Annotated in this window: 22 protein-coding genes; 12 read left to right on the plus strand and 10 right to left on the minus strand. The window is 34.6% G+C overall.

Annotated elements, in window-relative coordinates; genetic code table 11:
- Nucleotides 1-87: 87 nt before the first annotated feature.
- Both AC3WTA_RS14895 and AC3WTA_RS14900 read right to left on the minus strand, forming a co-directional pair.
- Entirely contained in the window at nucleotides 88-1,086 is a 999-nt protein-coding gene (locus tag AC3WTA_RS14895) for an inorganic phosphate transporter (RefSeq protein WP_000380274.1), read from the minus strand.
- Nucleotides 1,087-1,097: 11 nt separating this feature from the next.
- The gene (locus AC3WTA_RS14900; protein ID WP_000231452.1) at nucleotides 1,098-1,718 is read right to left on the minus strand and encodes a DUF47 domain-containing protein; all 621 of its coding nucleotides are present in this window, start codon (nucleotides 1,716-1,718) and stop codon (nucleotides 1,098-1,100) included.
- A 312-nt stretch (nucleotides 1,719-2,030) separates the two neighbouring features.
- Between AC3WTA_RS14900 and AC3WTA_RS14905 the strand changes: the two genes are divergently transcribed.
- Nucleotides 2,031-4,073, plus strand: coding sequence for a transglycosylase domain-containing protein (locus AC3WTA_RS14905; RefSeq protein ID WP_000769285.1), 2,043 nt, complete (start codon nucleotides 2,031-2,033; stop codon nucleotides 4,071-4,073).
- Between the two features lie 126 nt (nucleotides 4,074-4,199).
- On the opposite strand, the gene AC3WTA_RS14910 is transcribed toward AC3WTA_RS14905, so the two are convergent.
- From AC3WTA_RS14910 to AC3WTA_RS14920, 3 genes are all read right to left on the minus strand, one after another.
- Nucleotides 4,200-4,628, minus strand: coding sequence for a hypothetical protein (locus AC3WTA_RS14910; protein WP_001265570.1), 429 nt, complete (start codon nucleotides 4,626-4,628; stop codon nucleotides 4,200-4,202).
- Nucleotides 4,629-4,823: 195 nt separating this feature from the next.
- A complete protein-coding gene (locus tag AC3WTA_RS14915; RefSeq protein ID WP_033657681.1) occupies nucleotides 4,824-5,819 on the minus strand; it encodes a Gly-Xaa-Xaa repeat protein in 996 nt (331 codons plus the stop codon).
- A gap of 221 nt (nucleotides 5,820-6,040) precedes the next feature.
- Entirely contained in the window at nucleotides 6,041-7,312 is a 1,272-nt protein-coding gene (locus tag AC3WTA_RS14920) for an ATP-binding protein (RefSeq protein ID WP_000937263.1), read from the minus strand.
- A gap of 160 nt (nucleotides 7,313-7,472) precedes the next feature.
- Here AC3WTA_RS14920 and AC3WTA_RS14925 point away from each other — a divergent pair, with 160 nt between their 5' ends.
- Nucleotides 7,473-8,318 (plus strand): DUF72 domain-containing protein, encoded by an 846-nt coding sequence (locus tag AC3WTA_RS14925; protein WP_000897339.1) that lies wholly within the window; start codon nucleotides 7,473-7,475, stop codon nucleotides 8,316-8,318.
- A 297-nt stretch (nucleotides 8,319-8,615) separates the two neighbouring features.
- Here AC3WTA_RS14925 and AC3WTA_RS14930 read toward each other — a convergent pair whose 3' ends face one another.
- From AC3WTA_RS14930 to deoD, 4 genes are all read right to left on the minus strand, one after another.
- Complete coding sequence (locus tag AC3WTA_RS14930; protein ID WP_001094861.1) at nucleotides 8,616-8,810, minus strand: DUF3924 domain-containing protein; 195 nt, start codon at nucleotides 8,808-8,810, stop codon at nucleotides 8,616-8,618.
- Nucleotides 8,811-8,929: 119 nt separating this feature from the next.
- Nucleotides 8,930-9,460 carry a tyrosine-type recombinase/integrase gene (locus AC3WTA_RS14935; protein WP_000806236.1) on the minus strand — a complete coding sequence of 177 codons (531 nt, stop codon included), beginning with the start codon at nucleotides 9,458-9,460 and terminating at the stop codon, nucleotides 8,930-8,932.
- A gap of 107 nt (nucleotides 9,461-9,567) precedes the next feature.
- Nucleotides 9,568-11,379, minus strand: coding sequence for a sensor histidine kinase (locus AC3WTA_RS14940; RefSeq protein WP_000797536.1), 1,812 nt, complete (start codon nucleotides 11,377-11,379; stop codon nucleotides 9,568-9,570).
- 156 nt (nucleotides 11,380-11,535) lie between these two features.
- Nucleotides 11,536-12,243 (minus strand): purine-nucleoside phosphorylase, encoded by a 708-nt coding sequence (deoD, locus tag AC3WTA_RS14945; protein ID WP_000110707.1) that lies wholly within the window; start codon nucleotides 12,241-12,243, stop codon nucleotides 11,536-11,538.
- 175 nt (nucleotides 12,244-12,418) lie between these two features.
- Here deoD and AC3WTA_RS14950 point away from each other — a divergent pair, with 175 nt between their 5' ends.
- A complete protein-coding gene (locus tag AC3WTA_RS14950) occupies nucleotides 12,419-13,207 on the plus strand; it encodes a DUF8832 domain-containing protein (RefSeq protein WP_000232617.1) in 789 nt (262 codons plus the stop codon).
- 4 nt (nucleotides 13,208-13,211) lie between these two features.
- Here the strand turns inward: AC3WTA_RS14950 and mprF are convergent, their stop codons facing one another.
- Nucleotides 13,212-15,800 carry a bifunctional lysylphosphatidylglycerol flippase/synthetase MprF gene (gene mprF, locus AC3WTA_RS14955; RefSeq protein ID WP_000010855.1) on the minus strand — a complete coding sequence of 863 codons (2,589 nt, stop codon included), beginning with the start codon at nucleotides 15,798-15,800 and terminating at the stop codon, nucleotides 13,212-13,214.
- A gap of 186 nt (nucleotides 15,801-15,986) precedes the next feature.
- Between mprF and AC3WTA_RS14960 the strand changes: the two genes are divergently transcribed.
- From AC3WTA_RS14960 to resB, 9 genes are all read left to right on the plus strand, one after another.
- Complete coding sequence (locus tag AC3WTA_RS14960; protein WP_000583792.1) at nucleotides 15,987-16,376, plus strand: hypothetical protein; 390 nt, start codon at nucleotides 15,987-15,989, stop codon at nucleotides 16,374-16,376.
- A 22-nt stretch (nucleotides 16,377-16,398) separates the two neighbouring features.
- Nucleotides 16,399-16,890 (plus strand): YpuI family protein, encoded by a 492-nt coding sequence (locus tag AC3WTA_RS14965; protein WP_000067573.1) that lies wholly within the window; start codon nucleotides 16,399-16,401, stop codon nucleotides 16,888-16,890.
- A 105-nt stretch (nucleotides 16,891-16,995) separates the two neighbouring features.
- Nucleotides 16,996-17,910 (plus strand): superoxide dismutase, encoded by a 915-nt coding sequence (locus AC3WTA_RS14970; protein WP_000082668.1) that lies wholly within the window; start codon nucleotides 16,996-16,998, stop codon nucleotides 17,908-17,910.
- A 111-nt stretch (nucleotides 17,911-18,021) separates the two neighbouring features.
- Nucleotides 18,022-19,146, plus strand: a complete 1,125-nt coding sequence (locus AC3WTA_RS14975) for a D-alanyl-D-alanine carboxypeptidase family protein (protein ID WP_001252629.1) — start codon at nucleotides 18,022-18,024, stop codon at nucleotides 19,144-19,146.
- Nucleotides 19,139-19,735, plus strand: a complete 597-nt coding sequence (gene spmA / locus AC3WTA_RS14980; protein ID WP_000247806.1) for a spore maturation protein SpmA — start codon at nucleotides 19,139-19,141, stop codon at nucleotides 19,733-19,735. The genes AC3WTA_RS14975 and spmA overlap by 8 nt, the downstream gene beginning before the upstream one ends.
- Nucleotides 19,732-20,262 carry a spore maturation protein SpmB gene (spmB, locus tag AC3WTA_RS14985; RefSeq protein ID WP_000029511.1) on the plus strand — a complete coding sequence of 177 codons (531 nt, stop codon included), beginning with the start codon at nucleotides 19,732-19,734 and terminating at the stop codon, nucleotides 20,260-20,262. Before spmA ends, spmB begins: the two co-directional genes overlap by 4 nt.
- A gap of 292 nt (nucleotides 20,263-20,554) precedes the next feature.
- The gene (rluB, locus tag AC3WTA_RS14990) at nucleotides 20,555-21,283 is read left to right on the plus strand and encodes a 23S rRNA pseudouridine(2605) synthase RluB (protein ID WP_000440552.1); all 729 of its coding nucleotides are present in this window, start codon (nucleotides 20,555-20,557) and stop codon (nucleotides 21,281-21,283) included.
- A 94-nt stretch (nucleotides 21,284-21,377) separates the two neighbouring features.
- The gene (gene resA / locus AC3WTA_RS14995) at nucleotides 21,378-21,899 is read left to right on the plus strand and encodes a thiol-disulfide oxidoreductase ResA (RefSeq protein WP_000742206.1); all 522 of its coding nucleotides are present in this window, start codon (nucleotides 21,378-21,380) and stop codon (nucleotides 21,897-21,899) included.
- Between the two features lie 121 nt (nucleotides 21,900-22,020).
- Nucleotides 22,021-23,646: a cytochrome c biogenesis protein ResB gene (gene resB / locus AC3WTA_RS15000; RefSeq protein ID WP_033657822.1), complete on the plus strand. Its 1,626-nt coding sequence runs from the start codon at nucleotides 22,021-22,023 to the stop codon at nucleotides 23,644-23,646.
- Nucleotides 23,647-23,650: the final 4 nt, after the last annotated feature.

The following is a 23,650-nucleotide window of genomic DNA, read 5'->3' on the forward strand; positions in this document are numbered from 1 at the left end:
CCAATTATTATACACGCTTTTTAATAAGAAAAAGGTTTGTTCACAAAAAAGTCGTCTTCCTAGAAAAATAAGGAAGACGACTTTTAATTAAAAGATTAAGTGTAATAAAGCGTAAAATAATGCAGCTAACGAAGCTGAAATAGGAAGTGTAATAACCCATGTAATTAACATACGTTTTGCAGTTCCCCATTTTACACCTTTCACACGATGTGAAGCACCAACCCCTAAAATAGAAGAAGAGATAACGTGCGTTGTACTAACCGGTAAGTGAATGAATGTTGCGCCGAAAATAACAAGTGATGATGATAAATCAGCAGCTACCCCATTTACAGGACGAATTTTCATAATTTGTCCACCGACAGTTTTAATAATTTTCCATCCGCCGACAGAAGTACCAAGACCCATTGCGATTGCACAACATAATTGTACCCAGAACGGGATGTCGTCAGAAGTATGATAGTTATTGGCCATAAGAGCCATCGTAATGATTCCCATTGCTTTTTGTGCATCATTCGTACCATGTGTATAAGCTTGTAATGCTGCAGTGAAGATCTGGAATATACGGAAGTTTTTGTTCGTTTTCGTTAAATTAAAGTTTTTAAAGACCACTTTAAAAATACTGTATACGATATAACCAATAACAAAAGCGATAATCGGTGAAATGATTAAAGCTTCAAGAATTTTTATGAACCCTTTAAGATTTAATGAGCTAATACCGGCAGCAGCGATAGCTGCACCTGCGATTGAGCCGATAATTGCATGCGAAGAACTACTTGGAATACCGTAGTACCAAGTAATTAAATTCCAAGCTATTGCCGCAAGCAAAGCAGCTAAAATTACAAGAGAACCATTTTGCAAGGCAAATGGATCAACGATATCTTTTGTAATCGTTTTTGCTACACCTGTAAATGTCATCGCACCTAAAAAGTTCATAATAGCTGCCATAATAATTGCATGTCTAGGCTTTAGAGCTTTCGTTGAAACAGCCGTTGCAATAGCGTTTGCTGTATCGTGAAATCCATTGATAAAGTCAAAAGCTAAAGCGCAAATGACTACTAAAACGGTCAGTATCAAGAGTGTATCCATGATCAAACTCCTTACGCGTTCTTCATAATAATTGTTTCTAATACGTTTGCAACGCTTTGGCAGCTATCCGCTACTTCTTCAAGCTCTTCGTAAATCTCTTTGTATTGAATAATCTTAATCGGATCTTTCTCACGAGAGAATAAGTGCTTAATCGCATGACGGCGAATATCATCACATTGTGATTCGTAATCCTTAATCTTAATTGCGTTCGTACGAATGTCGACTAACTTCTTTTTAGACAGTAGTTCAACAGAATTTGCAATCTCAATCGCACATTGATTAATTGCTTCAACGAATTTAATCATGTATTCATCAGCTTCTGTAATAGAATACATTTCGAATAGACCAGCACTATGATCTAATCCGTCTAATACATCATCCATACTCATTGCAAGTTGTAGGATGTCCTCACGTTCAATTGGAGTAATAAACGCTTTGTTTAGCTCCATAATGATTTCGTGAATAAATGTGTCACCTTTTGACTCATACTCTTTCATGCGCATAGAAAACTCTTTTAAATCGCTAGCATTTTTAATTTTATACTCCACGAAAAACTGCGCGCCTTCTTTTAAATTTTCGGAAACATTCATTAACATTTCAGAAAATTTATCTTTTTTTGATTTAAATACCATTATTAGTTACCCCCACAAAAGTAATATATGTAAAATATATTGGCTAGTCAATTCTAACAAAAAACTGTCGTTTTTTAAAACATTTTATCGAAAAGTTTACAAAAACTTAACATAACTCTCATTGTTGTATTAATAATATTAATAATCAATAGTGAATATCTTACTTGTAGAATGTCCTTTTCTTGCAAAAAGTATGAATGTGAAAGAAAAGCTTTACACTATAGGAACGACTACGTTATTATAATAAATTTAAAAGGAGGTATATTCTTCCTTTTGAAAAGAAGAGTGTAAACAAACGAAGGAAGTGAACGAATGAAATTGAAGAACACTCACTTGAAAAAAATGCAGGAGTGGTTCAACAAGAGGAAGAAACTTCGTAATTCATTAATTGTATTAGGGAGTTTACTCGCTACTCTATTTATTGCTATAAATATAATAATTTCCATTCAAGACATATCTGAATTAAAACAAGCTGTTCCGCAACCGACCTTAATTTATGATGCAAATAATGAAGTTGCGACTAAATTAGCTTCTTCTAAAACAGAAGGTGTTAAAAGGAAAGATATTCCTGACATTATGGTTCAGGCAATTGTTGCAGTAGAAGATAAGGAGTTTTTTAACCATCACGGTATTTACTATAGTGGAATTATAAGTGCAGTTTTTAAAAATATTACAGCAGGAGAAGTTGTAGCAGGGGGAAGTACAATTACACAACAACTTGCGAAAAATGTATTTCTGACACAAGACCGCACATACTCTCGAAAAATAAAGGAATATTTTTTAACAAAAAAAATAGAGCGTACGTATACGAAAGATGAAATTATTGAAATGTATATGAACCAAATTTATTTTGGTGAAGGGGCTTGGGGTATAAAAAGGGCAGCTAAATCTTATTTTGATAAAGATGTAAAAGATTTAACGGTTTCAGAGGCTGCAACGATTGCTGGTTTGATTAAAGCACCGTCTGCGTATTCGCCCTATAAAAACTTTAATAAGTCAATCGAACGACGTAATGTTGTATTAAGTTTAATGAAAGAGCAAGGATATATTTCTGACGAACAGTATAATAAAGAAAAAGAGAGCGGTCTTGTGTTAAAACGTGGTGTGGATGATAAATACAAGGGGAAATACTCTCAATATGTAGATTATATTGTTAGGGAAGCTATGGACAAGTACGAATTAACACAAAATGAAATTTTAGCAGGTGGTTATCGTATTTATACAGAGCTTGATCCGAAAAGACAACAGGCTGTAGAAGACGTTGTGAATAATGAGAGTTATTTCAAAGATAATGGCTCAGACCAGCTTATGCAAACGGGTGTAGTTCTTATGAATCCAAAAACAGGTGGTGTACCAGCTTTAGTTGGGGGTAGAGGACCGTATCAGTTTTTACAGTTTAACCATGCAACCCAATTAAAAAGACAACCTGGATCAACGTTAAAGCCTCTGGCTGTATATGTACCAGCGTTAGAGCAAGGGTATGAAGTATATGATATATTAAAAGATGAACCATTTAATATTAAAGAATATAAACCGCAAAATAGTGATCATACTTTTCACGGTGATGTGACAATGTATGAAGCTGTGGCAAAGTCGTACAATGTTTCGGCTGTTTGGCTATTGGAACAAATTGGATTGGATAAAGGATTGAAATCTTTAGAGCGATTTGGTATTCCATTAGTGCCAGAAGATCGTACGTATCCAATTGCTTTAGGCGGGATGCATGTTGGGACCTCTCCATTTGTAATGGCTCAAGCATACAGTACATTTGCAAATGACGGTGTTCAAGTGGAAGCTCATGCGATTAGAGAGATACAAAATGCTGAAGGCGAAACAATTGGAAAGTGGTATAAGAAAGAGACACGAGTGACGAGCGAGAAAATTGCACAAAAGATGACATATTTATTAAAAGGTGTTGTCGAAAAGGGAACGGGCGAAAAGGCGAAAGTTAATAATGTTGATACGGCCGGTAAGACAGGAACTACTCAAATTGTAAATGGACCAAGCGCCGGTGCAAAGGATTCATGGTTTGTTGGATACACACCAGATTTAGTAGGTGCGATTTGGGTAGGATATGATAAAACAGATAGTGATCATTATGTTCCGGGGGGAAGTCAAATTACGACGACAATGTTCCGGGATATTATGAAAAAAGCGAATGCCAATCCAGCTCAAAAAGCATTCCAGTTATCGCTCATATCTGAGGCCGATTATAAAAAACAATTGAATACAATAGAAGAGGAAAAACGAAGAAAAGAAGAAGAGAAGAGAAGAAAAGAAGAGGAACAACAAAGAAAAAAAGAGCAACAAGAGTGGATTGATAAAGTGAAAGAATGGATTCCTTCATTTTGGTAAAAGAAAGAGGCGAATAACGAAATTCGCCTCTTTTTCGTATGAGAAATTAAGTGAACTTTTAATCGGTGGGAGGAGCTGTATCTATCTCTACGAGTTGTTAGCACATATCAATTGGGATAAATAGTATTACTCGTTAAGTGTAACATTTGTACTGCCAAAGGATTGAGAATCGTATGTGACGATTATTTTTCCTTTACTAATAGGCTCGTAAAGTAATTCTTCTTCGTAATTACCATTATTTTCATTGTGGATAGAAAGTGTGATTTCATCGATTTTTTTATTTGTATACTGATCTTTAATCGTTTCAGCAATTTGAAGTAACGCTTCGGAACTAGAAGCTTTCGTAATAAGCATTCCTTTTATAACCTTTTTTTCATTCTTTGTGGTATTGGAATAAGGGATGTTGCTTTGTTTTGTATACAAAAGTTTGTATGGAACAGTTTTTCTCTCTGCTTTTGATATAGTGGAATATTTTAGAGTTAAAAAAAATCCTACACATAAAATAATGCATACCATAAGAGCAAACCAAATGCGTATTAGTGACATAACTCTCATTTTCATCCCTCTTTCATATCTTTGACTTCACTATTTATCATACAAAATGAGGATTAAGACAGAGTAAATTTGAGGTAAAGAAACGTAAAGAAGGAGCACTTATCCTCCCAAATAAGTGCTCCTTTCTATATAAAGAGAGATTTAATGCACGGTTAAACGATACATATTATTATAAATATACTTATTGATTGAAAATTAGTAAATTCGGAATACGGATAGTGTTGCAGTTGTATCACCTGTGTTAGGAATAGAAATAGTATTTGCTGTAGGCTGTACAGCAATCGTTGTACCAGCTTGTAAAGTAACGATTGTAGAGAAAGAAACAGCACTACCGATAACGTTAGTTGAGAAGTTACGATTAGGTGGTTGGACATTGAATGAAATACCGAATCCAAATGGTGAAGATCCTGGGAAAGTTGTAGACGCTGAGAAACTAATATCATATACGCCTGTTTCTAAAATTGTTAAAGTATCTGAAGTATCGTTGAAAGAGATATTAGTTAATTCAAAAACTTGATTGAATTGGATGTTTGTTCCAGGGGATATAGTTTGTGGATTTGAGTTTCCGATAGCTGCGATAGTTACAGGAATTGGAGTGCCCGCTGCACCTGTTGCGCCCGCCGGACCTTGAGCACCAGTAGCACCAGCTGGTCCTTGAATACCTTGAGCTCCCTGAGGTCCAGTAGCACCAGTAGCTCCTGTTGCTCCTCCTCCAAGGCAACCTGATCCGTACTGAACTAGGATAGTTTGGATCTCTGTTATGAGTTTAACTAGTTTGTCGATAGTGTAGCAATCTACTTTGAATAATTTAGCGATATACAATAAATAATTAAGCAGGCTTTGTAGCTCAACATATAATGCTCCGCATGAGAAAGGTTTTGTTTTTAAAATAGTTAATAGATTAGCGATAATAGAATTTCCAATTTGTTTTTGTGCTGGAGATAAATCTAAGCAATTGAGGAATTTTTGTAGGTTATTTAGGGCAGCAATCAAGTTATCGATATTATTTTGAGAAGGGTTTTGAAAGACAGCTTGAATAGCTTGGCCAAGAGCTTGAAGAAGTCTAACGAATTCTGTAAGTTCGGACTTAGAGATGTTAATATAACTACAAGCTCTGACTTCGCAACAATCATTACCATAAAATACTTTTCCTTTATTTTTATTGTTCATCTTTTCATTCCTTTCTTTCATAGAATCAATAGTCGTTACTATATATTAAAATGAAATTTATACTAAATTCGTGATGGACAAACTACCGTTTCTAAAAAAATAAGACATTGGCCCTCTTAGCAAAAATAAGTAAGATAAAGAGAAGGTTTATATAATGTAAAGACGAAAAATTCAACATAAAAAACTGCATGCCAATTGTTGTAGGTATTTAACAATTGGCATGCAGTTTGTGGAGGAGTACCTCATTTGTAGTCATTTAATCTTTCAAGGGTTGTTTTAGGTAAAATTGGAATTGAAATAGTGAAAGTTGTACCATCTTGATTACTGGTCATTTTTAATGTACCGTTATGATTTTGAATAATTTTCTTCGTTACTGACAAGCCCAGTCCTGTGCCCGAATCTTTTGTTGAGAAGAATGGATCAAAGATATACTCTTGAATGGCTGTTGGAATACCAATTCCATTATCAGTGAAAGTAATACGAACAAAATTATCTAGGCGATAACTAGTAATTTGGATAGAAAGTTTTTTTTCACCTTGAGCATCGACAGCATTCTGAAATAGATTTAAAAAAACTTGCACAAGTTCATGGCGATCAATATGGACTAATACATCATCTAATTCGGTAGAAAAATTATAATCAATTGAAATGTTATGTAAAAAGACTTCACTAGCTAGTAACTGTTGAATATACTCACGTAAAAATGTATTAATAGGAAACGGTTCTCTTGTAAATTCGCGTGTTTTTGAAATAGCTAAAAATTTTGTAATAATACTATTTGCGCGGTCTAATTCAGGAATAAGTAAGTTTTTAAATAATTCTTTATTAGATGGAGAAACAGTTTCTTGTAAAAATTGTAAATAACCTCGTACGGTTGTAAGAGGATTACGTACTTCATGTGCAATCCCAGCTGCAATTCGCCCTGCTAAAGAAAATTTCTCTGCATCACGTTCTGTGTTTAAATAATGAAAGACACTAATAACTCTAAAAATCTCTCCGTTATAATCACGAATAATTCGGTTATTTAAAATGCCATAGTTTTTGTCTAATACTTCTTCATTATATATTTCTGTTCCCGTTCTTAATGTTTCGAGAGCTTTAATTTTTTCTTCTGGCAATTGTAGTAATTGTTGAATTGGCTTTCCGATTATATCATTTCGTACTACACCAAAATCATCTGCTGCAGCTTGATTACATAAAGTGATATTTCCTTTAGCATTAACAAAGGTTACATGATGTGAAAAAGCATCAAAAATATGAATAAAGTATGTTTCAAGTTGCTCAAATAAAAATAATGAATCGCAAGTAAGTTGAAAATCAGCCTCTTTATTCTCTTTTTTTATGTTTTGAATGGAATGAGTCGTTCTCGTTTTCTTTATTTGTAAACCAATATGTGGATTTTTGTATGTGAAATGATGTGGTAATTGATTCACAAGTTCTTCATAAAAACGTACTTTATTTTCTAATTCTTCTATTCGTTTTTCATGAGATACAATATCATCGTTTGGAAGCATAAATAAATAACCCCTCAATTTAAAAATTCTTCCATCTAGTATATCATATTTTTATACGGATACTCTGAAAGAAGGGGCTACTTAATAAAATTGATTAGCTGAAGTGTCCGGGAAGTGAGTAGAATGAATAGAAGGTGAAGTTAAAAAGGGAGGGATATATTTGCTTTTCATTGGAGTGACAGGGTGGGGAGATCATGATTCTTTATATATAGATCCCTATGAAAATAGAAATAAATTACGCACATATAGTGAGTATTTTCCTATAGTGGAAGTGGATAGTTCATTTTATGCGATGCAACCTGCACGAAACTATACAAAATGGGCAATGGAAACACCGAAAGATTTTGCTTTTATAGTAAAAGCATATCAAGGGATGACGGGACATATGAAAGGTGAAATCCCTTTTTCTACGTTCGACGAGATGTTTGATGTGTACAAACAATCTATTCTGCCTTTAATAGAAGCTGATAAATTAAAAATGATTTTATTTCAATATCCACCATGGTTTGATTGTAAAAAGAAAAATGTGGATTTCCTTCGATATACGAAAGAAAAAATGGGAGGTTTACCGTGTGCCATAGAATTTCGAAATCAAACATGGTTTTATCCCGAAATGAAAGATAAGACGATACAGTTTCTAAAACATGGGAAATGGATTCATACCATTTGTGATGAACCACAGGCTGGAATAGGTTCGGTACCACTCGTGTTAGAGGCTACGAATTCAGACATGGCACTTATACGTTTTCACGGTAGGAATGTTCATGGGTGGCTTGATAAAGGGGAAAATTGGAGAGCGGTTCGTTGCTTATATCGTTACAACAATAAAGAATTAGAAGAATGGGTAGAAAGATTAGAGCAATTAAAAAAGAAGACAAAGGACATATATGTACTATTTAACAATAATTCGGGCGGAGATGCAGCGGATAATGCGAAACAGCTTATGAAAATGATGAACATTACATATGGTGAGCCGAAGCCTGAGCAATTAAATTTGTTTGAATGATAATAAACAAGAAAGGCACTGTACAAACAGGGGGAATGTACAGTGCCTTTCTATATGAAAAAGAGGGGTAACAATGTTACTGAGCGTTTGGTTGATTCATCAATTGTTGGCTTCGTAATAAATGATAATGGTTATCATTATCATTGTCAATAGTTTTCCGAAAAATAAATAAAAAACTTTTTATGAGACAGTAACGGGTAGGAAGATTCCTGATAAAAGGTTTGGCTGAAGCAAAGAAGTTTTTCGGGGGAGAATGCTAGTAAACTCCTAATAAAGTATCAAAAAAAAGAACAGCAATTAATGCTGTTCTTTTCCAGTGACGAATTGTTGTAAATCAAAAGGAGTTATCGCTTGGATAAATTCTTTTGAGATAAGTGTTTGAACAAGAGTACTTTCAGAAATGGAAGCACCTGTTTTCTTTTCATAAGCTTGTTTTAATAAATCAAGTTTTTCAGCCGTTTCTTTCGGTAATTCAATTGTTAATGTGTTCATAATTTCTCCCCCTTACTATTAGAGTACCACTACAATATAGGAGAGACAAGAAAAGAGAATGTGAAACATAAAAAAGGTTACCATTTATAAATGGTAACCTTTTTTATGTATAAGAGTTATTAAGCAATACCGATATACTTTAAAGTTTTTGATGGAGTACTATGATCAAAGAAGTGTTGTAAAAATGCGATATCAACACCTGATTTGTATGCACAATATCCCCAAGTTTTTCGAAGTGTATGTGAGCTAATCCCTTCTAATCCAACTTCTTTTGCAGCTTTGTTTAAAATGTACCATGCATGTTGTCTCGTAATAGATTTCGTTCCTTTTTGAGACTTTAATAATGGTTCATTACGTTTCCAAGTTTTCCGTTCTTTCATGTAGTCTTCGATCGCGTGCTGTAGGTCTTCATTTACAGCAAACCATTTATGTTTCTTTACTTTTTCATTGTAAAATAAAATGGAATGGCGAACATTTTCATTTTCATCGATTACATCACTAACTTTTAATTGTAAGATTTCACTTACTTTTAAGCCAGAATTTACAGCTAATACGAATAATAAGCCATCACGTTTCGAAGATTGTAAAAGTATATTTTTGATAGTTTCTAATTGTTTTTCATTTTGAATAGGTTGTCCTGCTTGTTTCATTTCACGCACTCTCCTCTTTTATGTGTGTAAAGGAAAGGATTAACTTGTTTCTAACTATAAAGGGAGAGTGTGAATTTCATGTGAACTCCTAGTGAAATTAAGACAAATTATTTGACTTCTTTTACTTTTTGTAAATTAAAGTAGAATACAACACTATTAGTCGTATTGTATACACCGTACTCGGCATGGTGGAGGTCTAAAATGTTTTTTACAATAGATAACCCGAGACCGGTACCTCCAGTATGACGGCTACGAGATGCATCTAATCGGTAGAAACGATCCCAAATTTTTTCAAGACTTTCTTCAGGGATAGGGTTTCCTGTGTTTTCGATTTCGACCTTTACTGTATCTTCCATTGCTATAACGGAGACTTGTATTTTTTCTCCATCTGGCGTATAGCGAATTGCATTGCTAAGTAAGTTCACAACGACTTGCTCAATACGACTACGATTCGCTTTAACAAATATAGAAGAGTCTACATCTATGTTCACTTGTAAATGCTTTTCCTCCATGCTAAATAATAACTTTGTATAGACTTGTTGAATTAATTCACCGATTGAGAATGTCGTCATATCTAGTTTATACGTACCAGATTCTAGTTTTGCTAATTCTAACATTTCAACAATAAGTCTGTTCATGTTTTCGGTTTCTTCTAAAATAACATCTGTATAATACGTCGTATCTTTACTAACGCCATCTTTAATTCCTTCTGCGAAACTTCTAATTACACTGAGTGGTGTTTTTAATTCATGTGATACACCAGAAATGAATTCTTTTCGCGTTTTTTCCAATTGACGTTCACGTTCAATATCTTGTTGTAATTTTGTATTGGCAACATTTAATCGATCGATTCGGTCTTTTAAGTTTACAGATAACGTATTAATACTGCCGGAAAGCCCGCCAATTTCATCGTCTGCTGTCACAGGTAATTTCTCGCTAAAATCAAAATTGGCCATTTTCTTTGTAACACGATTCATTTTAATTAATGGTTTCACAATGATTTTTGAATAGTAGAAAGATAACAAAATAATTACGAGAAAAACGATGATTAAGGCATAGACATAATAATCCTTTAAAACGAGCATCGCTTCATTAACAGGTTGCAAAGACGCTATCGCAAAAGCGTATTCTGTAATTTTCCCATTTTCCACAATAGGTTTTACAAAGATACTATTTTTTATATTCTCTCCACCGTCTATTATATAAGTGTTTAATTGCTGCGAGTTAGCAGTGCCATTTCTAATAATCTCTGCAAAATATTGAACGGCTTGTAATGTTTCAAAATCATTTGCAAGACGAACATCCGCTTTGGATGGAAGCTGTAACTTAGATACGATACCAGTAAACTCAATTTGAGTCACAGTTTTGGATCGGTTTGTAAGTCTATTTTTAGCAGGGTTTCCATTAATGGATTGAAAATCTGAGTTGATATTTTCGTTTTGCCATCGATTATAGTTTGTTGTCAATTCTAGTGGTGTTATGGTGGAATCTTGTAAAAAACCGACGACGTTTATCACTCCATCTTTTTTCAATCCTAAGTTTTCGAATTTATTATATTCTTCGGGTGTTAAAACATTATTGAGTGGAATGGAATATGCTTTATTATTTTTAGGGTTAATGACATCAATGTAGAAATTATTGTCGCTTTTAATAATGCCGTTCGTATTTAAAAACTGCATTTCAGCATTTGTTTTATCATGAAATTCTTGTTTTAGTTTTCGAATTTCCTCATAAGTTTTACCACTTTTTTCGTAAGTATTTACGAACTTTTCAAAAGCAGTTTGAACTGTTTTTACTTTTTTATTAATATAAAATTTCTCTAAAAATAGAGATTGTCCTAAGAAAAAAAGGAGGAATATGATTGTAAATAATGTTGATGTTAATAAAAATAGTTTAAAGACGATACTTCTGTTTTTCACTGCGTCACCTCTTGTGAGAAATACTGTAAATGATTTCTTAATTATAACAAACGATACAAAAAAGTAGAGGAGAAAATCTTTCTCTTCCGAAAGTAGTTTTTAATAAAAAGTCACATAAAAAGAACTCGACAGACGTATGACGAGTTCTTTAATGTATTATTGTTGAATTGCTGCGTCTAAAGCAATTTCAATCATTTCGTTAAATGTAGTTTGACGCTCTTCAGATGTTGTTTCTTCACCAGTGAAGATGTGATCGCTTACTGTTAATACAGATAACGCATTTACACCGTATTTCGCTGCCAATGTGTAAAGAGCAGTTGTTTCCATTTCTACTGCTAGTACACCGTAATCTCCAAGTTTTTTAACCATGTCCATGCTTTCGCGGTAAAATACATCTGCTGTTAAAACGTTACCAACACGAACGTGTAAGCCTTTTTCAGTTCCAGCATCGTAAGCTTTCTTTAAAAGATCAAAGTTTGCAGCTGGTGCAAAATCAAAACCTGGGAATGTTAAACGGTTCATATTAGAATCCGTACAAGCTGTCATTGCAATAATAACGTCACGTACTTTTACGTCTTTTTGAATGGCACCGCAAGTTCCAACGCGAATTAAATTTTTAACTCCGTAGCTTTGGATTAATTCGTTTACATAAATAGAAATAGAAGGAACACCCATACCTGTACCTTGAACAGATACGCGTTTTCCTTTATAAGTTCCAGTGAAACCTAACATACCACGCACGTTATTATAGCAAGTAACGTCCTCTAGAAATGTTTCAGCGATATATTTTGCACGTAATGGATCACCAGGTAATAGAATAGATTCAGCAATTTCGCCTTGTTTTGCTTCAATATGTACACTCATGAAAAGTCCTCCTTATAATGTATTGATAGAAATCAATATCATTTGCATTATACACTATCAATCCTTTCAATTAAAATCTTTTAATTATTTGTAATATGTGCAAAGCAGGAGGATTTCATAAATCATAATCTAGAATATATATGTAAGAAGTTTTGTATGAACAGAGACAATAAAAATGGTAGGTGATGTTTTGAAAAATCTTGTCATTGGACTTGTTGCTTTGCTATTTATTGTAGTAGGCGGATTTTACATAAAAAAGTATCAGGAAACTACAGAGACTGTAGGTGATGTTCAGGAAGTAAAATGGGATGTGTCAAATGGAAAAGGAAATGAGAAAGTAGATATTTCGTTTCAATTACTAAATAATAAAAATAACGAAGTTCGTGGTGTGAATGATCAAATTCGGGCAGTTATTGTAGACGGACAATTAAAGCATGTAGAACAAATGAAACCTACATTTGCAGGAAATGGATCCTATAAGGTATCTTCCAAAATAGCGAAAGATGAAGGATATACAATATTTTTATATGAAGACAAAAACAAATCTGTGAAATCATTTGCGAAGAAAGATTTTGGGAGAGAAATAGAGGAGAAAAATAAGAAAAAAGTAAAATTTCCAATCGACAGTGTACTTACAAAAAAAATAGGGGAGTATGAAGTTTCTCTTTTATTTGGTGCATTGCATCCGAATGAACCAGCGACGTTAACATTTCAATTCCAAGCGAAAAAGGGTGACAAATTGAAATTACATTCAGAGAGAGGAGAAGTAGAGGCGCTCTATATCGTGGACGAAACGCGAGAAAACTTTTTATACGCAATACCTGTTGATACAGATGAGCAATTACAATATCGTATTACATTTCCTGTAGAAGGAACGTATAAAATATGGGGAGATTTCTATATAAATGGTAAGAAATATGAAAAAGAATTTATTGTACAAGTTCAAAAACGAAAAAACAGCTAAATGTTTAGCTGTTTTTTCGTTTTCCTATTAATTTTGTTACAGAGAGCATTGTAATTGGTAAAGAGTGATTCTTTCTAAATGCTAAATATTTACCGCTCCATGCTGGTTTATATTTTTCTTTAAAATGACGTAGCCCGCTGAAACTATACGTATAACGAACATTATTAAAGATGGCAGCAGCAACTCGTTCGGACCAGAAAGATTGTGTCGATAAACCTACATTTGAAAGTGGGGCCATACCAATATTAAAGGAGTGGTATTCATTTTCTTTTGCCCACTGGAATAGGTGGATGAAAATTGCATCCATAATGCCGCTAGGTGCATCTGGATAATAGCGCATTAAATCAACAGACAATGATCCGTCTTGATATACCGGCATAAAGGTTGTAAATGCGATGATTTTTCCATCCGCATCACATAATGTAGCGATAGGTGCTCGGCTAATATATTCACGATCAAAGTATCCGAGTGAAAAACCTTTCTCTTTTTTTCCGCCGAGCCACGCATCTGAAACTTTTCTTAACTCTTCAAATAATTCGTTTGAGAATGGTGGCTGATGAATAGAGAATGTATAGCCTTCTCGTTCGAAACGGTTGAAAGTCGCTCGCATACCGGCTCGTTTTTTTCCTGTTATTGTAAATGTGTTCAAATCAACGACAGCTTCTTCACCAAGTTTAAAGAAGTTGTAACCAAAATCATGATATAAACTCATCCATTTACTTTCTATTTGGTAGAATACACAAATGTATCCAAATCGATCAGCCTCAGCTAAAAACTCTTGTAACACAGTACGGTAGGAGGAAGGATCCCCAATTGGATCACCTAGCACAACGAGACGCTTTCCAGTTATAGAGAAGAGAAGGAGCGCTTTCCCATCACTACTGAAGAAAAATTGTTTATCTCCTAAAAATCCTAAATGACTAAGTACATTACCATCATGTTCATCTAAAAAGTTTTGCAACCTTTTATCATTAGCTGGTTGCCCGGGAAATTCATTTCGATAACGATTGGCAACGAGTGAGCCAATCAGTAAAAATGTAGGAACGAAAAAGGCAGCTGCTAATGCACTTCGTTTCACTTGCGTAATATTACGAACGACAAAATCAGGTTTAAAAGCTTCTTTTGCACCTGCAAATAAAATACCTAAGTTTTTATATAAATATAAAGTTATGAGTAAGAATATAAAAACTTTTACCATATCAGAAAGTGAGACTTCCATTTTCTCGCGTACAAATCTTTTACGAAGCATATATAATACAGCGAGTACGATTAATAAAATAAACGTCTCTTCAATATCAATCCCTTTTAGCGTATTAAAGATGGCTGCTCCGATTAAAGAAATAATCGTCATATAGTAAGAACGCTTTGTTCCATAATATATGCCTCGTGAAAGGATCAGGAGGAGAATACCAAATGTTAGTGATAAGCTAAAAGAAAATTGAATAAGATGTTTTGGAGCTAGAATATGTAAGGCGTGTGCTCTGTTTATACTTGTCGGTAGAATGGTCGATAAAATAACCATTAATCCAGCAAATACTGTTAAAGCAGCAGAGGCCCATGAACCTAGTTTTCCTAGAAAATCACGCTGCAAAGTCCATATAACACCAGTTGTTTCTAATGCAGGCGCAATAAAAGGTTTATCTTCAAACTTTTTAATGGCCACGCCTGTCATTTCAAAAGCTGCAAAAATAAGACCAAGGCAGAAAGGTAAAATATAATAGACGAGGCGATATAATAACATGGCAGGTAGTAATACGCCTGTATCAATGCCATACTGTCCGAGCCCAGTTAAAAAGACAAGATCAAATGAACCAAGTCCACCAGGAACAAGACTAACAACACCAGCTAAAGCAGCAATTACATACACACCTAAAAACTTTTGAAATTCGATATCGATACCAAATAATATTAGTATGACGTACATAACAATACCGGCAGATACCCACTCAACTAATGAAACTAATGAGTATAAAACAGTTGGGTTTTTCTCTTCTTCTCCTTCTTCTTCTTGCCCTTCGATTTGCTTTGGTTTTCTATTTTTTAGTTTAGAAAAGCCAATGTATATAGGGACGAAAAGGGCGAAGAAAATAAGAACAGGCCATAGCCACGGTTTTTCATGCAAAATAAAACTTGTGTCTAATATTCCAATAAGACCGAGGAAAGAAAGAATTGCGAGTCCGTTAATAAAAGCAGTTGTCATCCAGGCGATACTTTTAATAAGTTTGCCATTTTCTTTTATGTATGGACGATAAAGCATTGTGCGTACACCAGCTCCAACGAGACCACCAAACCCAATAAATCCATTTAAAGTATTAGCAATCCATGAGATACGAAAAATCTTTTGGACTGGTATATCAGCTTTTAAATAACGAAGCATAACATAGTCATAAAAGAACATTGTTGATACGGCAAATGCACCAAGTGTAATTGCTAAAAAGACTCCTCCGGTTGGAATGTTTTTAATTGTATTGATTGCTTCTAAAAAAGAAATGCCTGCTAATTCTTTTTTTGCTTGAAAGAATACAATTGTTAATACAACAAATGGGAAGATAATTTTCCCGATTTGTAAGAAACGTTTCCATGAAAACGACATAAATACAACTCTCCTTGTATAAGAAAACTGAGACAATAATATTATTATGACAAACTTCAAGAAAAATAAAAAGGTAAATTCCTGTATAGGGAAGCTATTTTTTATATGGGTTATATTTAAAAGAGTATTTCGTTTGTCGGAAAATTAAGTTAAAATAAATTGAAAGAAGGAAGTGAGGGGAAGTAGATGATTATAATAGGTTATGCGGGATATGAGTTAGAGAAAGCAAAACCTAATACATCAGAAGATTTCTTTAATAGATCTGAAGTGACATATATATTAAATAATAAAGAGAGAACTTTTTCCGTTTTATACGTTCGATATTTTGAAGAGGTTTTACAAGAAATTACTCCTTTTGAAGGAAATCCAGTATGTAAAGTAGAAGAACAAGACATATATTTACGGGATATTGTAGCGATATGTTGTTTACTGAAAGAGAATGAGCATCGCATGCAAAAACGTTTATATTTAAATAATATAGAAGCATTCCAACAATATTTTGATGAGGGAACAGTGGTGAAAGTACAAGAAATATTAGCTGAATTACATAAAAATAAAAGAGTAGAAATAGCGTGAAATGGCAAAGGAGAGGGAAAAAATGTCTAATCTAATGGTTGAAAATCAAACAGAACAAGTCTCTATGTTTTTAGAAGATGTTATTACTTTGATAACCAATTATGTAAATTATCATACGTTGCCTTCTTTATTAGAAGAAACACCAGCAGGGAACGAGCAATATTATAAAGGGTTATTAGCATCAATAAGACGTCTTCTCGTTTTTTGTGAAGAAGGACATGATGCATGTTTTGTTTTGTTAAATAGCCAGCCATTTCGAAAAACAGCAGCTGAGAAAATTTTATATAAAATTTATCATCAAGTAATTGCAGAGTTTTTCTCACCAAAGAGTGATCATTGGTATGAAAATAGTCGGTCTGCCTATACAGGGAAAAACTCCATCGTTTTTCAACAAACGCCACCAACATCTATAGAGCAAGTGATGAAGAGTTTAGAAGGAAAATTCCAATTGATGCGTGAAGAACTAGAATATTATGAGACGGATTACCAAACAAAGATGTTACACAAATATTAATTGCGAAAAAGAAGCTAAGGGGACTTAGCTTCTTTTCCTTTTGTAAAGTTATATAAGGGATTTCCTTTGAATATATTTATGGGGATAGCATTAAGGAGGTGTAACATGAGTCAGCAAGGTGTATTTACAGATTACTTTCATGAAGTAGAAAGCTGGTGTGAAAGTGTTCTTCACGTATTAGATAGCCGTGCAATGGAAGTGTATGATGTCCATATGCTTGCTTATAAAATTCAAACGTTATTAGATCGTATGAAAGAGCATGAGTATGATACAGATGCAGAGTTTATGTATGAAATAAGTGATGATGTAGAACATATTCAGCATCATTTGCAGGAAGTATTCGTGCAGGGAGAAGAGGAATATGAACTATGTGAAAGAGGGGATAGTGAACGAGCTGTTCCAATTGGAGGGCATACACTTCCACCATTACCTTATCCGTATAATGCGTTAGAACCGTATATTTCTAGAGAAATTATGATGTTACACCATGATAAACATCATCGCAGTTACGTGGAAGGATTAAATAAGGCAGAGAAGATGATGGAAGAAGCGAGAAAAACAAATCAGTTTGATTTAATTAAGCATTGGGAAAGAGAAGCGGCTTTTCATGGATCAGGTCATTACTTACACACGATATTTTGGAATAACATGAAAAAAGATGGTGGCGGAAGTCCAAGAGGGGCTCTTTCACAACAGATTGAACAAGATTTTGGGAGTTTTTTACGTTTTCAAAAACATTTCACAGAAGCAGCTTCTAAAGTGGAAGGATCAGGCTGGGCGCTTCTCGTTTGGGTACCACGATCTGGAAGATTAGAAATTTTGCAGAGTACACTTCATCAATTATTTACACAATGGGATACGATACCGCTCCTCGTACTAGACGTGTGGGAACATGCGTATTATTTACAATACCAAAATCGAAAAGATGAATATATTAAAAACTGGTGGAATGTTGTAAATTGGCCTGATGTAGAAAAAAGATTTGAAAGTGCGAAACAAATTGAATGGACACCGTATTAGACGCAGGTTCTCTGCGTTTTTTTTATTAGAAGGAGAAAGAGATTTCGTTCATATTTTAAAAGGCCAAGCATACACTTGTACAAAAAGTGCCAAAAGGACGTGGGGGGAAATATGAGACGAATTTGTGTAATAATCACGCTTCTTATTATGTACGCAAGCGTTATGCCAATTCCTACATATGCAAAGATGAACAGTAATGTCAGTGCTCGAAATGCTGTATTAATGGAGCAACAGTCCGGTCGTGTATTATACGGAAAAGCAGAACATGAGCCACAAAAAATTGCTAGTATAACAAAAATTATGACAGCCTTGTTAGCTACTGAATCAGGAAAAATGAAAGAAATGGTATCGGTTAGTAATGAAGCGGTGAGAGTAGAAGGATCAGCAATTTATTTAAAGCCTGGACAGAAAGTGAAGTTAGAGGATTTAGTATACGGACTCATGCTTAGATCTGGTAATGATGCAGCACAAGTAATTGCTGAAAATGTAGGAGGAAGTATAGAAGGGTTCGTATATTTAATGAATGAAAAGGCGAAACAAATTGGAATGAAAGATACTCACTTTTCAAACCCACATGGTTTGGATGGTGATGGATCTCATTATTCATCAGCCTATGATATGGCACTTTTAACAAAGTATGCAATGGGGAACGAAACCTTTAAGAAGATTTTTGGGACAAAAAAGTATAAATCAGATTCGTGGGATTATCCGTGGAAAAACAAACATAAACTCGTGACGTCTTATTATGAATTTGCGACAGGAGGAAAAACAGGTTTTACGAAGAAAGCAGGGCGGACACTTGTTACAACAGCATCAAAAGATGGACTAGATCTAATTGTCGTAACTTTAAGCGCTTCTAGCGATTGGGATGATCATATGAATTTATTTGATAAAGGTTTTGAAAGTTTTAAGCAAACAAACGTTGTAGGGCAAGGAGCTCTTGCTGAAATAACTGAAAAGAAATATGCCAATCATGTATATACGAAAAATAGTTTTGCGGTGCCATTAACTGAGCAGGAAAGAAAGAATGTCGTATTAAAAGTTGAACTCGATAAAAATGCAAAACTTAATGATGGCGTAAAAGTTGGAAAGACAGAAATTTATGTTGGCAACGAGAAAGTTGGAGAACGGAATTTATTTTATAGTAAACGAAAGTTAGTAGCGACAACGGGACTGTATTGGAATAATGTGAAAGAAATTTTTTCTCATATGATAGGTGTTGGGAGCGATGGTTAATCTTGTATGGGTAGCGATGGCAGTCATAGGGATTGTATATGCCATGATAAATGGAACGATGGAAGCGATAAATAAAGCCGTATTTGACGGGGCAAAAGATGCAGTAACAATTTGTATAGGACTTATTAGTGTATTAGTATTTTGGCTCGGTTTAATGAAAATTGCAGAGGAAGCAGGGTTGTTAAAAAAGTTAGTGTCACTTTTTATGCCGATAGTAAAAAGGTTGTTTCCAGAAATACCGAAAGATCATCCGTCAATGGGGTTTATTTTATCGAATATGATGGCGAACTTTTTTGGATTAGGGAATGCAGCGACCCCTCTTGGTATTAAAGCAATGGAACAATTGAAAGAGTTAAATGGAGGGAAGGATTCGGCGAGCCGTTCTATGGTAACGTTTCTCGCGTTAAATACATCAGCGATTACTTTAATTCCTACTACTGTCATTTCGATTCGAATGACGTATGAATCAGCGAATCCTACTGAAATTGTTGGGGTAACATTCATTGCACAAGTACTCTCTATGATCGGAGCGATTTGGATTGACCGCTATTTTTACCGAAGAAGGAGTAGGAAGGGGCGGAAAAAATGAGCATTGTAAATACAATTTCATTATGGGTAATCCCTTGTGTAATTGGTTTTATCCTTTTATATGGCACGATAAAGAAAGTGCCAACCTATGAATCGTTCGTTGAGGGAGGAAAAGAAGGAATTCAAATTGCAATCTCCATTTTACCGTTTATGGTTGGAATGCTCGTATCTATTTCTATATTTCGAGCTTCAGGTGCATTAGATGCAATGATATCAGTAATGAAGCCGATGTTAGATTTAATTCATGTCCCAGCAGAAATTGTTCCACTAGCACTTATACGCCCTATTTCAGGCTCTGCTGGTTTAAGTATTACGACCGATTTAATTGCCACATATGGGCCAGACTCGTTTATTGGAAGATTGGCTTCTACGATGCAAGGGAGTACAGATACGACTTTTTATATTTTAACAGTATACTTCGGAGCTGTTGGAATTAGAAAAATGGGAGATGCATTAAAAGTAGGACTTTTTGCCGATTTAATCGGGATTATTTGTTCAATTGTGTTTGTTTCTTTAATGTTTAAGTAAGGCGGCTATTCATTTTTTATGCTATTTCGCTTATAATACGTATACGACCACTATTAAGGTGTTGCTTAATAGTGGTTTTTTTATGCGGTATTTTTGACAAAATGATGAACTTTTATTGTGAGCAATATGAAGAATATGGACAATAATAAAAGGTAAAAACATGATTTGCCCTTTATATGTTTATTATCATCGCTATGTTGTTTAAGTAAGATGAAGCAAATAGCCGTCAAGCGTATGCGGTTGCCAAGTCTTTCTAATGTAAGGTAAGATAAATTCGAGGTGAAAAAAAGAAATGGAACGATTACAAAAAGTGATTGCGCAAGCAGGTATTGCATCGAGAAGAAAGGCTGAGGAATTAATTCAGCAAGGAAAAGTAAAAGTGAATGGAAAAATAGTGAAGGAGTTAGGAACGAAAGTAACTCCTCAAGATAAAGTAGAAGTAAATAACATCCCTCTTGAAAAAGAAGAACCTGTTTATTTTTTACTATATAAACCAACTGGCGTAATTTCAAGTGTATCAGATGATAAAGGAAGAAGTGTTGTAACAGACTTTTTCCCTGAAATTAGACAACGTTTATTCCCAATCGGACGCTTAGATTATGATACGTCTGGCGTATTATTGATGACAAATGATGGGGAATTTGCAAATGTATTAATGCATCCGAGATATAAAGTTGAAAAAACGTATGTTGCAAAAATTAAAGGGCCATTAACAGGTGAGAAAATTCGCATGTTAGAACGAGGTGTTGCATTAGAAGATGGGAAAACAGCACCAGCACAAGTGAAAATTATTTCTTGGGACAAGCGTAAAGAGACTGCGATTGTACAATTAACGATTCATGAAGGACGTAATCGTCAAGTACGCCGCATGTTTGAAGCGTTAGATTGTAAAGTAGTGAAACTAAAGCGTGAACGCTACGCCTTTTTAGAAGTGGGTAGCTTGCGACCTGGTGATGCGAGAGAATTGTCACCACATGAGGTGAAACAATTACGTGCATTGGCTTCTACAAAGCCGCGCTAATCGATAGTGTGAAACTTTCACCAGTGGAATGCTCCGCTGGTGATTTATTAAAAAATACATATATTTATCACTCGTCGAAGAGAGGGGAGACAATATGAAGAAAAATCGCTTATTATTTCGCGTTATTATTCTGCTCATTTTAAGCGGTGCTGTAGGATTTACACTTTATCAAGGGTTCTTTGCTGATAAGGAGAAAATGCAAATCGGAAAAGAAGCACCTAACTTTGTTGTGACAGATTTAGAAGGAAAGAAAATTGAACTAAAAGATTTAAAGGGAAAAGGTGTATTTTTAAACTTTTGGGGCACTTGGTGTAAACCGTGTGAAAAAGAAATGCCGTATATGAATGAATTATATCCAAAGTATAAAGAAAAAGGCGTTGAAATCATCGCGTTAGATGCAGATGAAACAGATATTGCTGTTAAGAACTTTGTGAACCAATATGGTTTGAAATTCCCGGTTGCCATTGACAAAGGACAAAAAATTATAGGGACATATGGAGTAGGACCATTACCGACAAGTTTTTTGATTGATAAAGATGGAAAAGTAGTGGAGCAAATTATAGGTGAACAAACGAAAGAACAGTTAGAAGGATATTTAAAGAAAATTACTCCGTAATAAAGAAAGCCTTTACATACGAGGTGCATTCATATAGCGCCTCTGGTTTAAAAATTCTGAGTATTGCGGTAACTTGAGGTTAGAATATACAATAGTACATATAGATACAGGGGCGGTGAGACTGTTGAAAGAAATTAAGTGTGAATGTGGACATGTTAATCCGATAGGAACTGTTTTTTGTGAAGCATGTGGGAAACCATTTGAAAGCAATGAAAATATAAAACTATTGGATATGCGCTATGAGGGGAGTGCTCGGAGATCTCTCACGCAAACAAAAACGATAGTCGATAAAATTTGGAGCTTTTTCTCTTCTGTAAAAGTGGGTGTATGGCTCATTGTAATCACTTTAGCTGCATCAGCGATAGGAACTATTTTTCCACAAGAAATGTACATAACTCCAGGAATTGCACCAGCTGAATATTATAAGCAAGAATACGGATTTTTAGGGCAATTATACTATCAATTAGGATTTAATAATTTATACGGTTCATGGTGGTATATGATTTTAATTGCTTCAATTGGTATTTCACTTGTGATATGTAGCTTAGACCGTGTCATACCACTTTATAAAGCTTTAAAGAAGCAAGGGGTGAAAAGACACCCTAGCTTTTTAAAGAGACAAAGATTATACGGGACTGGTACACCACAAGATGGTGACTTGGAAAGAGTGCAAAAGAATTTAAAGAAAGCAAACTATAATGTGAAAGTGGAAGACGGTAACATTTTAGCTGAAAAGGGACGGTTTTCACGCTGGGGTCCATATGTGAATCATATCGGTCTCATTATCTTTTTATTCGGTGCAATGCTCCGTTTTTTACCGAGTATGTACGTAGACGAAGCACTTTGGTTACGTGATGGTGAAACGAAAGAAATACCAGGAACGGATGGTCAATACTATTTAAAAAACGAGAAATTTATAAAGGAAGTTTATGATAAAAGTAAGGACAAGGAAGTTTTTGATGAAGCGATTGATCGTGTAGGTGATAAAATGATTGCGAAAAACTTCCAAACGAATGCTGTATTATATAAAGCGGTCGGCGAAAATATAGCTGGACAAAAACCGAAATTAGAAAAAGTAAAAGAAGCGGAAATTCGAGTGAATGAACCGCTGAAATTTGATCAATTTGCTGTATATCAAGTGGATTACAAAGAAAGTGAATTTAAAAGCATGTCATTCCATTTGCAAAACAAAGAAAATAATCAAAAGTGGGGACCGATTAAAGTAGATTTAACGAATCCTACAGAAAAATTTGATTTAGGAAGTGGCTATTCTTTAGAACTATTAAGCTATTTCCCTGATTTTTATTTTGATGAGAGTGGAAGACCAAATACAAAAACGAAATTACCAAACAACCCTGCATTTGTGTTTAAAATGTTTACGCCTGAAACACCAGATGGTGAAGTGAGTTTTGTTGGTATTCAGCAAAATATAGAACCTGATGGAAATAATAAATATAAAATGTCGTTTGCAGGTGTGGAAATGCAAAATGCAACAGCACTTACTGTAAGGAAAGATTTAACGCTTTGGATACTCGGTATTGGAGGATTTATATTTATGGTTGGTGTCATTCAAGGAATGTATTGGAATCATCGCCGTATTTGGATACAACGCGTTAATGATGAATGGTGGATTGCAGGACATACGAATAAAAATTGGTTCGGTTTAAAGAAAGATATTGAAAGAGTGCTAGAAGGTACAGCAATTCCGCAACCAAGCGATAAAGTAGTCGATAAAAAAATTAGTTAAGGTG

It is taken from the genome of Bacillus sp. EB106-07-01-XG149, from assembly GCF_058791555.1.

Bases quoted from the DNA above. Each gene is read 5' to 3' on its own strand.
- AC3WTA_RS14960 (WP_000583792.1), top strand. From the start codon at position 15,987: ATGATTATAATAGGTTATGCGGGATATGAGTTAGAGAAAGCAAAACCT.
- mprF (WP_000010855.1), bottom strand. From the start codon at position 15,800: ATGTCGTTTTCATGGAAACGTTTCTTACAAATCGGGAAAATTATCTTC.
- AC3WTA_RS14915 (WP_033657681.1), bottom strand. From the start codon at position 5,819: ATGAAAGAAAGGAATGAAAAGATGAACAATAAAAATAAAGGAAAAGTA.
- AC3WTA_RS14910 (WP_001265570.1), bottom strand. From the start codon at position 4,628: ATGAGAGTTATGTCACTAATACGCATTTGGTTTGCTCTTATGGTATGC.
- spmA (WP_000247806.1), top strand. From the start codon at position 19,139: ATGGTTAATCTTGTATGGGTAGCGATGGCAGTCATAGGGATTGTATAT.
- deoD (WP_000110707.1), bottom strand. From the start codon at position 12,243: ATGAGTGTACATATTGAAGCAAAACAAGGCGAAATTGCTGAATCTATT.
- AC3WTA_RS14930 (WP_001094861.1), bottom strand. From the start codon at position 8,810: ATGAACACATTAACAATTGAATTACCGAAAGAAACGGCTGAAAAACTT.
- spmB (WP_000029511.1), top strand. From the start codon at position 19,732: ATGAGCATTGTAAATACAATTTCATTATGGGTAATCCCTTGTGTAATT.
- rluB (WP_000440552.1), top strand. From the start codon at position 20,555: ATGGAACGATTACAAAAAGTGATTGCGCAAGCAGGTATTGCATCGAGA.
- AC3WTA_RS14970 (WP_000082668.1), top strand. From the start codon at position 16,996: ATGAGTCAGCAAGGTGTATTTACAGATTACTTTCATGAAGTAGAAAGC.
- AC3WTA_RS14975 (WP_001252629.1), top strand. From the start codon at position 18,022: ATGAGACGAATTTGTGTAATAATCACGCTTCTTATTATGTACGCAAGC.
- resA (WP_000742206.1), top strand. From the start codon at position 21,378: ATGAAGAAAAATCGCTTATTATTTCGCGTTATTATTCTGCTCATTTTA.
- AC3WTA_RS14920 (WP_000937263.1), bottom strand. From the start codon at position 7,312: ATGCTTCCAAACGATGATATTGTATCTCATGAAAAACGAATAGAAGAA.
- AC3WTA_RS14965 (WP_000067573.1), top strand. From the start codon at position 16,399: ATGTCTAATCTAATGGTTGAAAATCAAACAGAACAAGTCTCTATGTTT.
- AC3WTA_RS14935 (WP_000806236.1), bottom strand. From the start codon at position 9,460: ATGAAACAAGCAGGACAACCTATTCAAAATGAAAAACAATTAGAAACT.
- AC3WTA_RS14895 (WP_000380274.1), bottom strand. From the start codon at position 1,086: ATGGATACACTCTTGATACTGACCGTTTTAGTAGTCATTTGCGCTTTA.
- AC3WTA_RS14950 (WP_000232617.1), top strand. From the start codon at position 12,419: ATGGTAGGTGATGTTTTGAAAAATCTTGTCATTGGACTTGTTGCTTTG.
- AC3WTA_RS14900 (WP_000231452.1), bottom strand. From the start codon at position 1,718: ATGGTATTTAAATCAAAAAAAGATAAATTTTCTGAAATGTTAATGAAT.
- AC3WTA_RS14905 (WP_000769285.1), top strand. From the start codon at position 2,031: ATGAAATTGAAGAACACTCACTTGAAAAAAATGCAGGAGTGGTTCAAC.